Raw genomic sequence first — 10,868 nt, 5'->3', positions numbered from 1 at the left:
ATCAGTCCAGGGCATCGGATCTCCGTCAGTCTTCGCAAACCGACGTGAATCACAACCCTATGATATCGCTCAACTCATTTCGGGTCCGGCTCTAAACTGCTGGCATGCTGCGGAGCATGAGTCTGTGGCAATGTGGAAAATCTACGGCTCGCCGGGGGCTGGCGTTGCGGTTGTAACCAACGGCGGCAGACTGGAGGCCGCACTTTCGTCCAACCCAGAAAGCCTTTATCTCGGCGCGATAAGATACGTGGCACCAGGAACGATCGAATTTGGAAACCCGAACAGTTTTGATACGATTTTGGTTAAGCGCGCAAGCTATGCGTATGAAAAAGAAGTGCGACTAGTTTACTGGGATACAAACAACATGCATGATTCGTTGGAGAGCGCTTCATGGAATGAAACCACAATGCGCTTCGATGGCATTGTCGAAAAAGATGATCCGCCGGTTGCCGGTCGCTCATTTGATTGCGACGTTGACGTTCTCATCAAGAGAGTAGTCGTTTCTCCGTTTGCTCCGCCGTGGTACCTTCCGATGATCGAGCGCCTCCGCGAGCAGTTGAACCTGCACTTCCCGATTACGGCTTCGCGGCTCCTTGCCGCTCCTCCGATTGCTTAGGCCGCGCCTCTAGTCGACGGGACCTCCGTTTCTGCAGCATAGACGACGCGCGGCGGCTCCCTTGTTCCACTCCTAACCCCCATCCCGCTGCAACGGCCGGATCGCCCCGCGCCGGGGCGTCCCGTCCGCCTGCGCGGGCAGGGGCATCCTCTGGCAGGTGCCGCGCGGCACCCAGATCCAGGCGTTGCCCTGGTAATCGACCGTGGAGGCCGCGGTGTCGCCGCCCATGCCGATGCCGTCGTTCTGGCCCGCGAGGGCGACGCCGAAGCATTTCTCCTCCGGAACGTCCTGCCCGCCGGTCGCCGGTTCCCCGGCCTCCTGCGCCGCCGCCGCGCCGGCGGTCAGTGCCCAGATGAGAAGGATGTGCCCGATGCGCATGCCGCGCCTCCCGTTTCACCGTTTCGCACGACTATCCGGCCGGGGGCCGCCGATGTGCAAGGGGCAGTCTCCCCGCGCGGCCCGATCGCGCCTATATCCCCGGGGCCGGATGAGGGAGGAAGGTACATGGAGATGCGGGGCTCGCGCCTGATCGGCGCCGCGCCGGAGCGGGTCTGGGCGGCGCTGATCGATCCCGAGGTGCTCCGCGCGAGCATTCCCGGCTGCGAGGCGATGGAGGGCGACGTGGAGCGCGGCTTCGAGGCGCGCGTCCACCAGCGCATCGGCCCCGTGGGCGCGAGTTTCGACGGAAGGGTCGAGCTCGAGGACGTGACGCCGGGCGAGCGCTACCGGCTGGTCTGCCACGGCAAGGGCGCGAACGCGGGGCGCGCGCGCGGCGGGGCGGATGTGACGCTGAGCGCGACGCCCGAGGGGGCGACGCTGCTCGACTACGAGGTCACCGCGCATGTCGAGGGGCGGCTCGCCCATCTCGGCGCGCGGCTGCTCGACACCTTCGCGAAGAAGATGGCGGACCGGTTCTTCGAGAATTTCCAGCGCGTCGTCGAGGGGCGGCCGGAGCCGGAGCCGCGCCGGGGCTGGCTTGGCCGGGTGCTCGGCGGCGGAGGGTGAGCCTCAGCCGCGCGGCCCGAGGAGGATCACCGCGGCGCCGATGAGGACGATCACCGCGCCCGCGAGGTCGGAGCGGTCGGGCCGGATCCCCTCGACGCGCCAAAGCCAGAGGAGCGAGGCGGTGACATAGACCCCGCCATAGGCGGCGTAGGCCCGGCCGGCGGCGGCGCTCGCGACGAGGGTCAGCGCGAAGGCGAAGAGCGCGAGCGAGGCCATTCCCGGCAGCAGCCAGAGCGCGCTCCGCCCGAGCCGCGCCCAGGCCCAGAAGGCGAAGCAGCCGCCGATCTCGGCGAGGGCGGCGAGGGAATAGATCGCGAAGCTCCGCATGCTCAAATCTCCGATGGCCGATCGTGAGACCGGCATGTCCTGAGGCCGGCATGTCTTGAGACCGGCTTGGCCCCCGGCTAGCATGCGCGCCGCAACGAGAAGCGGCGCCCCGCCCGGTGGTTGTCCGCCCCTTATCCGAGGAGAACGGTTCCTTGACACTCGCGCCTGTCACCCGCCGCGACGCGCTCGCCGCGGCGCTCGCCTCCGGCGCCTTCTTCCTGCTGCCCAGGATCGCGGCGGCGCAAGGCGTGTCGCAGCTCGCCACCGGCCCGGCCGAGCCCTTCTCCTTCGACATCCTGCGCGAGATGGCGCGCGATCTCGCGAAGCGGCCCTATGTCGCACCCGAGGTGCCCGACGCCCGGATCCTCGAATCGATCGACTACGACCTGCACCAGCAGATCGTCTACCGGCCCGAGGACACGCTCTTCGCCAATGACCCGGATGCGTCCAAGGTCCGTTTCTTCCATCCCGGCCGCTACTTCAAGGAGCCGGTCAGGATGTACGTGGTCGACGGCGGCCAGGCGCGGGAGATCCCGTTCTCGACCAAGCTCTTCGAGATGCCGGAGGACCACCCGGCGCGGCTTCTCGGCGCGGGCACCGGCTTCGCCGGCTTCCGGGTGATGGACCCGGAGCAGAAGGACGACTGGATGGCCTTCCTCGGCGCCTCCTACTGGCGCACCTCCGGCTATGTCGGCCAGTTCGGCATGTCGGTGCGCGGCCTCGCGATCGACGCGGGCGCGGCGACGCCGGAGGAATTCCCGCGCTTCTCGCGCTTCTGGCTCGAGAAGGCGCCGAACGGCGGCCTCGTCACCTACGCGCTGATGGAGAGCCCGCGGGTGACCGGCGCCTATCGCATCGTCTCCCACCGCGATCAGGGCGTGTTCCAGGACGTGGACGCGAACATCTTCCTGCGCGGCGACATCGACCGGCTCGGCATCGCGCCGCTGACCTCGATGTTCTGGTTCGGCAAGAACAACGACTATCTCGCGCCCGACTGGCGCCCGGAGGTGCATGACAGCGACGGGCTCGAGATCCTGACCGGCGCGGGCGAGCGGATCTGGCGCCCGCTCAACAACCCGCCCTATGCGATGACGAACAGCTTCGGCGCCGACGGGGTGAAGGGCTTCGGCCTCGCCCAGCGCGAGCGCGACTTCCGCCAGTACGAGGACGACGGCGTCTTCTACGAGAAGCGCGCGAGCGTCTGGGTCGAGCCCAAGGGCGACTGGGGCGCGGGCGCGGTGATGCTGGTCGAGCTCTCGACCAACGACGAGATCCACGACAACATCGGCGCCTTCTGGCGCCCGGCCCAGCCCGCGACGGCCGGGACCGAGTTCGACATCGCCTACAAGCTCAACTGGGTCGAATCGAGCCCGACGCCACCGGTCGCGCAATTCACCGCGACCCGGATCGGCGCGGGCGGCGTGCCGGGCCAGCCGCGCCCCGCGAACACGGTCAAGTTCGTCTGCGACCTCGACGGCCGGGGCTTCCAGGGCCTCGACCGGACGAGCGGGGTGGAGGCCGAGGTCCAGGCGAGCCGGGGCGTGGTCGGCCTGACCGTCGCCTATCCGATCGCGACGCGGGAGGGCTGGCGGGTGATGTTCGACCTCGACATCGGCCCGGAGGACGAGACCGACGCGCCGATCGACCTCCGGATGTACGTCCACCTCAAGGGCCAGGCGCTGAGCGAGACCTGGCTCTACCAGGTCTTCCCGAGCCAGATGCGCGAGCTCCTCGCCGCCCACGCCTGAGCGGGGCGGCGCGCGACGGCGGGTGTGCCGGCGGCGAGGGTCGCTGCCGGCCATGAGCCCATTGCGCCATTTTTCAACATTGCAACGCGACATTCGCGTGGCTGTTTCGGGAGCGGCCGCGTACCTCGTCGCTCTACAAGGCGCGCCCGAACCGGCGCGGGCCACAGCAGAGCTCTTGCGAAAAGTCGGGCGGAAGCCACGCGGTCCTACTGTGGGATATTCCAGTACCGAATGGGGTTTTGCAGGTGCTTCATGTCTGGATGAACCACCCGCTTACCGTTCGAGCCGATCAGACGCTTCCAAATCTCGGTGGGTGCCGGATGACCTTCGAATTCATACCGTCCGGTTGGGAGTGCCTTCCACCTTTCGGCGACATATGCCGCTTGCGTGATCCCCCGCCACACGGCGATGATAAAATCGGCCTGACGGGCGCGGTCCGGACTTAGGCGCCAGCTTGTGCGGACTTGATCATAGACGTTTTCCCACCCTTTGTCGCTCTCGACGGCGTTGATGTTGATGAGCAGCAATTTCAGGTCCGCGCAGTCTCCAAGTTCCGGAAGGTCGTATTTGGCTTGAATCTGACTGGCGTGCATGCTGCCACGATCGCCGCTGCTGTGGCCCCCTTGGACGTTGGAGAGGCCTGGGTAGGCATCGATCAAAGCCGCCTCGACCTCAAACGCGGTTTTCTCGTCCATCCCATGACGATGAATGACGTGGATTACCTCAAGTCCGAAACCTGCTTCGGCCTGACGACGAATATCTTTGATTCTCTTCAACTTCGCCGAGACCTCGTCCTCGCCTGTCCATTCAAGATCCTCCTTTCCGAGTGATCCCCCCGCGTGCTGAAAGACGCGGTTTCCTTTCCCCTTTCCAACGTAGAAGGTCTCTCCGTTCCGCGGGTCGATCAACCGGTAAACGTAAAAGCCGACTTTCTCGATTACCGCGGACGAGAACTGCATTGAACTCACACCATTGCCTCCTCGATCATCGTGCTGCGCGGCACCCACCCGCGTCTCTTTTCAATGCATGAGACGTTGTCCCCTACACAACAGATCGCATCAAGTTCCTTGCCCGCCGCCGCAGTCTCGAACGGCTAAAAAGCAGACCGTCTGCCGCGGCGCAGATGGCTGCGGAGCTGGCCGCGCCGCGGCGAAGGGTCGCTTCCAGTGCGAAGCAGAGATATTCGCGCCCCCGCGACCGACTCCTACCCCCGCGCCTTCGGATGCGCCCGCTCGTAGACCTCCATCAGCCGCGCCTGGTCGACGCCGGTATAGACCTGGGTCGTGGCGAGCGAGGCGTGGCCGAGCAGTTCCTGGATCGCGCGGAGATCGCCGCCCGCCTCCAGCAGATGCGTCGCGAAGGAATGGCGCAGCGCGTGCGGGCTCGCGGTCGCCGGCAGACCGAGCGCGGTGCGCGCCGTCTGCATCGCCTTCTGCACCAGACGCGGGTTGAGCGGCCCGCCCTTCGCGCCGAGAAAGAGCGGCGCCTCGGGGCCGGGGGCGTAGGGCAGGAGCGCGCGGTAGTCCTCCACCGCGCGCGCCGCGACCGGCAGCACCGGCACCAGCCGCTCGCGCCCGCCCTTGCCGGTGATCCGGAGCGTCTCGCCGAGCGGCGCGTCCGACTGGCGCAGCCCCAGCGCCTCGGAAATGCGCAACCCCGCGCCGTAGAGCAGCGTCAGCACTGCGAGATCGCGCGCCGCGATCCAGGGCTCCTCCGCCTGGGCCTCGACCGCGGCCAGCAGCGCGCGCGCGGCGTCCGGCGAGACCGGGCGGGGCAGGCGCTGCTTCGTCCGCGGTCCCCGCGTCGCGGAGACCGCCGGCGCCGGCGCGCCGCGCGCCTCGGCGAGCCAGGAATGGAAGCTCTTCACCGCCGAGAGCGCCCGGGCGAGCGAGCGCGCCGAGAGGCCGCGGGCGCGTTCCGCCGCCATCCAGGCGCGCAGGTCCGGCACCGCGACCCGCGCCAAGGCCTCCGCCCCCATCGGGCCGCCCTCGTGCAGCGCGAGAAAGCCGAGATAGCCCGAGACGTCGCGGCGATAGGCGGTGATCGTGCGCGGGCTCGCGCCGCGCACCGCGCTCAGCTGCGCGAGCCAGTCCCCGAGCAGCGCCACCGCGCCCTCCGACGGCGCGGGCCGGTCGGGGGCCTTCACCACCGGCGCGGTCACGACAGCCAGCGCCGCATCACCCGCTCGAAGACGCCGGCTAGGAAGCCCAGCAGGTCGGTGCCCTGATCGGGGTGGAACCGGTGCCCGTCCGCCGCGCCGAGCGCGAGCAGCCCGCCGAGATTGCCCTGGCCGAGATCGAGCTTCAGCAGCGCCTCGGAGCGGACCTCGCCCGCGCGCGCGCCATAGATCGCGTTCTCCTCCGGCCGGGCGTGGCGCAGCGTCACGCGCCGCGCGCCGAGACCCCGGCCCTGGCGCACATAGGCGTCCACGCCGCCACGCGGCAGCGCCACCATCACGTCGCGCAGCGGCCCCTCCGGTCCGAGGCTCGACCCCGCCGGCGCCGCCGGCGCCTCGAGCCCGAGCCGGATCACCTCGACGCCGAGGATCATCGCGACGTCGTGGGTCAGCACGCGCAGCAGCCCCTCGAAATCCGCGGGCTCCAGCAGCGCGAGACAGGCGCGATGCACCTGGTTCGTGCCCGCGACATTCTCGTAGGCCGCCGCCAGCACCTCGCGATGCGTGTCCTCGAGCCGGTCCAGCCGATCCTCCAGCCGCTCCACCAGCACGCCGCGCAGATCGACCACGTTGCGCCCCTGCGTCCGCCGGTCGGCGGCGAGCAGCGCGCGCATCACCTGGTCGTCTTCGAGCACGAGCGCGGGATCCGCGAGGATCCGGTCGCGCAGGAGGCTCGCCGCCTCCTCCGAGACCGCGCTCACCGCGCGGGCCCGGCGATCGCCGCGCGGGGCGCGGGTTGAGAAGGCTGGGCACGGCGAAGCGCCGCGCGGTCGGATGCTCCCATGGGACTGCTCTCTCGATTGCCGGCCCTTCGGCCCTTGTGATTTGCCGCGATGATAGACCAAGACTGGCCGGCGATGGAACATCTCAATCCCACTCGACCCGACCTGCCCGGCGACCCCGCCGCGCCGCCGGAATTCCCGGCGGGCACGCCCGTCGCGGTGCTGACGGCGGAGGGGCTCGACCGCTTCCTCGACTACCGCGCGCCCGGGGGCGGCGTCTCGGTGGGCGATTTCGTCGCCGCGCCGCTCGGGCCGCGCCGGGTGCTGGGCGTGGTCTGGGGGCCGGGGCGGGGCGGCTTCCCGCCGGAGAAGCTCCGCGACATCGCCCGCCGGCTCGACGTGACGCCGATGCGCGGACAGATGCGCGAATTCCTGACGCGGGCCGCCGATTACACGCTGACCCCGCTCACGCTGATGCTGCGCCTCGCGAGCCGGGCGCCCGGGCTCGGCGAGCCGCCGGCCTCGCGCCCGCTCCTGCGGCTGACCGAGGACGTGCCCGAACGGATGACGGAGGCGCGCGCGCGCGTGCTCGCGGCCTTCGCGGAATACGGCAACCTCGGCTTCGCGCCGGGCGAACTCGCGGCGCTCGCCGGGGTCTCGCATGGCGTCGTCGCCGGGCTCGAGAAGGCGGGCGTGATCCGGCGCGAGATCGTGACGCGCGACCCGCCCTTTCCCCGGCTCGATCCCGAGGCGCCGGCGCGCGCGCTCTCGCCCGCCCAGGCCGCCGCCGCCGCGACGCTGCGCGCGCGCGTCGCCTCGGGCGCCTATTCGACGACGCTGCTGAAGGGCGTGACCGGCTCGGGCAAGACCGAGGCCTATCTCGAGGCCGTCGCCGAGGCGCTCGCCGCCGGGCGCCAGGCGCTGGTGCTCCTGCCCGAGATCGCGCTCTCGGTCGAATTCCTCGACCGGGTGGAGGCGCGCTTCGGCGCGCGCCCCGTGGAGTGGCATTCCGGCGTCACCCAGGCGAACCGCCGCCGGGGCTGGACGGCGGTGGCGGAGGGGCGGGCGCAGCTCGTCGTCGGCGCGCGCTCGGCGCTGTTCCTGCCCTTCGCCGATCTCGGCCTGATCGTCGTCGACGAGGAGCACGACGGTTCCTACAAGCAGGAGGAGGGCGTGATCTACCACGCCCGCGACATGGCGGTGCTGCGCGCCTCGATCGAGAAGGCGGCGGTGGTCCTCGCCTCCGCCACGCCCTCGCTCGAGACCTGGGCGAACGCGGAGGCGGGCAAATACGCGCGCCTCGAGCTTCCCGAACGGTTCGGCGTCGCCCGGCTGCCGGAGATGGCGGCGGTCGACCTGCGCGAGGCGGCGCCCGGTCCGGGGCGCTTCATCTCCGAACCGCTGGCGCGCGCGGTCTCCGACCGCCTCGCCGCCGGCGAGCAGGTGCTCCTCTTCCTCAACCGCCGGGGCTACGCGCCGCTCACCATCTGCCGCGCCTGCGGCCATCAGGTCGGCTGCGACAATTGCGACGCGCGCATGGTCGAGCACCGCTTCCGGGGCCGCCTCGTCTGCCACCAGTGCGGCGCGACCCGGCCGATCCCGACCCGCTGCCCCGCCTGCGAGGTCGAGGGCAAGATGACCGCGCTCGGCCCCGGCGTCGAGCGCGTCGCCGAGGAGGCCGAGGCGCTCTGGCCCGGGGCGCGCCGCGCGATCCTCTCCTCCGACCTCGCGCAGGGGGCGGCGGAACTGAAGGCCCGGATCGACGAGATCGCCGCCGGCGGCGCGGATCTGGTGATCGGCACGCAGCTGGTCTCGAAGGGGCACAACTTCCCGCATCTGACGCTGGTCGGCGTGATCGACGCCGATCTCGGCCTGCAGGGCGGCGACCTGCGCGCCGCGGAGAAGACCTTCCAGCTGATCCGCCAGGTCGCCGGCCGCGCCGGGCGGGCGGAGCGGCCGGGGCTCGCGCTCATCCAGACGCATCTGCCGGATCATCCGGCGATCCGGGCGATCCTCGAGAACGACGACGAGGGCTTCTGGCGCGCCGAGGCCGAGCAGCGCCGCTTCGCCGGCGCGCCGCCCTACGGGCGGATGGCGGGCATCATCGTCACCGGAACCGACGAGACCCGCGCCTGGGAGACCGCCCGCGCGCTCGGCCGCGCCGTCGACGGGCTGCGCGCGCTCGGCGCCGAGGTCTACGGACCCGCGCCCGCGCCGATCGCCCGGATCCGCGGCCGCTGGCGCGCGCGCCTGCTCGTAAAGGCGCCGAAGGGGGTAGCGATCCAGTCCGCGATCCACGCCTGGATCGCCGCCGTCGCGGTTCCGGCCAATGTCCGCGTCACCGTCGACATCGACCCGCAGAGCTTCTTCTGATCGGGCGGCGGATACTCGCATTCGGCCGCAATTCCGCCGCCCGCACACTTGACACGTGCGCGCGCTTCGCCTGACATGCCTCCGGCGGCCGTCTCGGGATGACCGAATCCCGCCCGCGGAAGCCGGCGCCGGGACGATGCTCCCCGGCGGTTTCCCGCGTCAGCGCAGACGAGACGATCCGCGGAGCCGAGGTGACCGATCTTCGAAGAGATGCCCTGTCCCTCGTCGGGGTGACCCTCGGGATCGGGGCGATCGTCCTGCTGGTGCGCTTCCTCGGGTTCGGCCATGGCCCGGTCGCGGGCGCCACGCCGGCCGCGGGGCTCGCCCTCGCCGCCGGGCTGCGCCACGGCGGCGCGGGGGCCCTGGCGGTGGCCGCGGGCTTCCTCCTCGCGCAGACGCTGATCGGCCTGCCGCCCGCGTCCGCGCTGACCATCGCGCTCGCGCACGGGCTGGCCGCGTGGATCGCGGGCGCCGCGCTCCGGCGGGTCCGGCCGCGCCGGCCGGGCCGGTCGCATACCGGCGATCTCTTCGTCCTGCTCGGCGGCGCCGGGATCTTCGTCCTCGTCACCGGGCTGGTCATCGCCGCCTCCGCCGGGCTCGGCTTCGTCCCGCTCGACCGTCCGGCCCCCTTCCTCGCGGTCATCGGGCTCTTCCTCCCGCTCGGCATCGTCACCGCCTTCCCGGTGATCTCCCACGCGGGCGAATGGCGCGCGGTGGCGGAGGATCCCTGGCCCGCCATCCGGATGGCGCTGGTGGGGGCGCTGCTCGTCGCCGTTCTCGCCCTCGTCCTGCGCGAAACGGACCCGGGCTTCACCGCCGGGACCGCGCTCGTGCTCTCGATGCCCTTCTGCCTCTGGGTCGCGATCCAGCCGCGCACGCTCGACGGCGCGCTGGTCGGGCTGCTCGCCGCGCACGCCGTGCTCTATCTCGTGCTGCGCGACGCGGGGACCAGCGTGCTCGATCCGGCCTATCTGCTGACCACGCTCTATCTCAACCTGCTGATCGTCACCGCGCAATTCGTCCACGCGGTCAACCGCGACCGGCTCGACGCGCTCGCCGAGGTCGCGGCGCGCGGGGCCGAACTCGAGGCGCGCGTGGAACAGCGCACCGCGAAACTCGCCGAGATGACCGGACAGGCGCGCGCCGCGGACGCGGCCAAGACCCGGCTCCTCGCCACCGTCAGCCACGAGGTGCGCACGCCGCTCAACGGCGTGATCGGGATGGCGAGCGTCGTGCTCGCGGGGCCGCTCGACCCCGGCACGCGCGCCAATGTCGAGATCATCCGCCGCTCCGGCTTCCACCTGCTCGACGTGATCAACCGGATCCTCGACTATTCCCGCCTCGAGGACGCCGCGGAGGCGGAGATCGAGGATTTCGACCTGCGCGCGCTGATCGAGGAGGTGATCGAGGAGGCGCGCTTCCTGCCCTTCGCGGGCGGACTCCGGCTCGATCTCGACATGGCGGGCGCGCGGGCGCCGCGCCGGGGTCAGCGCCAGGGCCTCCGGCAGGTGCTGACCAATCTCGTCGGCAACGCGCTCAAGTTCACCGAGGACGGCGGCGTTCTCGTGCGCGTGCGCGAGACAGCCCCCGGCCATACCCGGATCGAGGTCGAGGATACCGGCCCCGGCGTCCCGGAGGATCTCCGGGAGCGGATCTTCAGACCCTACGAACAGGGCGACGCCGGCGCGGTCCGCCGCCACGGCGGCAGCGGCCTCGGCCTCGCGATCTCCTCGGAGATCGTGGCGCGGATGGGCGGGCGGATCGGGCTCGACGGCGTGGCGGGGCTCGGCTCGCGCTTCTGGATCGAACTGCCGCTGCCCCCGGCCGAGACCGCGCCGCCGGCGCCGGGCGCGCTGCGCGCCTGAGCGCCGATCGCGCTGGAAATCGGCGCCCCGGCGGGA

The 10,868-nt window shown here is 71.0% G+C and carries 10 protein-coding genes; 5 read left to right on the top strand and 5 right to left on the bottom strand.

Annotated elements, in window-relative coordinates; translation table 11 throughout:
* On the top strand, positions 1 to 616 hold a 616-nt coding region (locus FJM51_RS19820; protein WP_210240358.1), incomplete at its 5' end, for a DUF2971 domain-containing protein.
* Between the two features lie 72 nt (positions 617 to 688).
* On the opposite strand, the gene FJM51_RS19815 is transcribed toward FJM51_RS19820, so the two are convergent.
* Positions 689 to 994, bottom strand: a complete 306-nt coding sequence (locus tag FJM51_RS19815) for a BufA1 family periplasmic bufferin-type metallophore (RefSeq protein ID WP_140455869.1) — start codon at positions 992 to 994, stop codon at positions 689 to 691.
* Positions 995 to 1,120: 126 nt separating this feature from the next.
* Here FJM51_RS19815 and FJM51_RS19810 point away from each other — a divergent pair, with 126 nt between their 5' ends.
* Entirely contained in the window at positions 1,121 to 1,621 is a 501-nt protein-coding gene (locus FJM51_RS19810) for an SRPBCC family protein (protein ID WP_140455868.1), read from the top strand.
* A gap of 3 nt (positions 1,622 to 1,624) precedes the next feature.
* Here the strand turns inward: FJM51_RS19810 and FJM51_RS19805 are convergent, their stop codons facing one another.
* Complete coding sequence (locus FJM51_RS19805) at positions 1,625 to 1,948, bottom strand: YnfA family protein (protein ID WP_140455867.1); 324 nt, start codon at positions 1,946 to 1,948, stop codon at positions 1,625 to 1,627.
* Between the two features lie 152 nt (positions 1,949 to 2,100).
* Here FJM51_RS19805 and FJM51_RS19800 point away from each other — a divergent pair, with 152 nt between their 5' ends.
* Positions 2,101 to 3,696, top strand: coding sequence for an OpgD/OpgG family glucan biosynthesis protein (locus tag FJM51_RS19800; protein WP_140455866.1), 1,596 nt, complete (start codon positions 2,101 to 2,103; stop codon positions 3,694 to 3,696).
* 206 nt (positions 3,697 to 3,902) lie between these two features.
* Here FJM51_RS19800 and FJM51_RS19795 read toward each other — a convergent pair whose 3' ends face one another.
* From FJM51_RS19795 to FJM51_RS19785, 3 genes are all read right to left on the bottom strand, one after another.
* Complete coding sequence (locus FJM51_RS19795) at positions 3,903 to 4,703, bottom strand: LEM-3-like GIY-YIG domain-containing protein (RefSeq protein WP_233713197.1); 801 nt, start codon at positions 4,701 to 4,703, stop codon at positions 3,903 to 3,905.
* Between the two features lie 197 nt (positions 4,704 to 4,900).
* Complete coding sequence (locus FJM51_RS19790; protein ID WP_438502769.1) at positions 4,901 to 5,842, bottom strand: tyrosine recombinase XerC; 942 nt, start codon at positions 5,840 to 5,842, stop codon at positions 4,901 to 4,903.
* A gap of 11 nt (positions 5,843 to 5,853) precedes the next feature.
* Positions 5,854 to 6,573, bottom strand: coding sequence for a DUF484 family protein (locus FJM51_RS19785; protein WP_233713196.1), 720 nt, complete (start codon positions 6,571 to 6,573; stop codon positions 5,854 to 5,856).
* 156 nt (positions 6,574 to 6,729) lie between these two features.
* Here FJM51_RS19785 and FJM51_RS19780 point away from each other — a divergent pair, with 156 nt between their 5' ends.
* Positions 6,730 to 8,967, top strand: a complete 2,238-nt coding sequence (locus FJM51_RS19780) for a primosomal protein N' (RefSeq protein ID WP_140455864.1) — start codon at positions 6,730 to 6,732, stop codon at positions 8,965 to 8,967.
* Between the two features lie 191 nt (positions 8,968 to 9,158).
* A complete protein-coding gene (locus FJM51_RS19775; protein WP_140455863.1) occupies positions 9,159 to 10,832 on the top strand; it encodes a sensor histidine kinase in 1,674 nt (557 codons plus the stop codon).
* Positions 10,833 to 10,868: the final 36 nt, after the last annotated feature.

It is taken from the genome of Amaricoccus solimangrovi (genome assembly GCF_006385685.1).
Classification (GTDB): domain Bacteria; phylum Pseudomonadota; class Alphaproteobacteria; order Rhodobacterales; family Rhodobacteraceae; genus Amaricoccus; species Amaricoccus solimangrovi.
The sequence above is the reverse complement of the archived record's forward strand: the minus strand, read 5'-3'. Positions and strand labels throughout refer to the sequence as shown.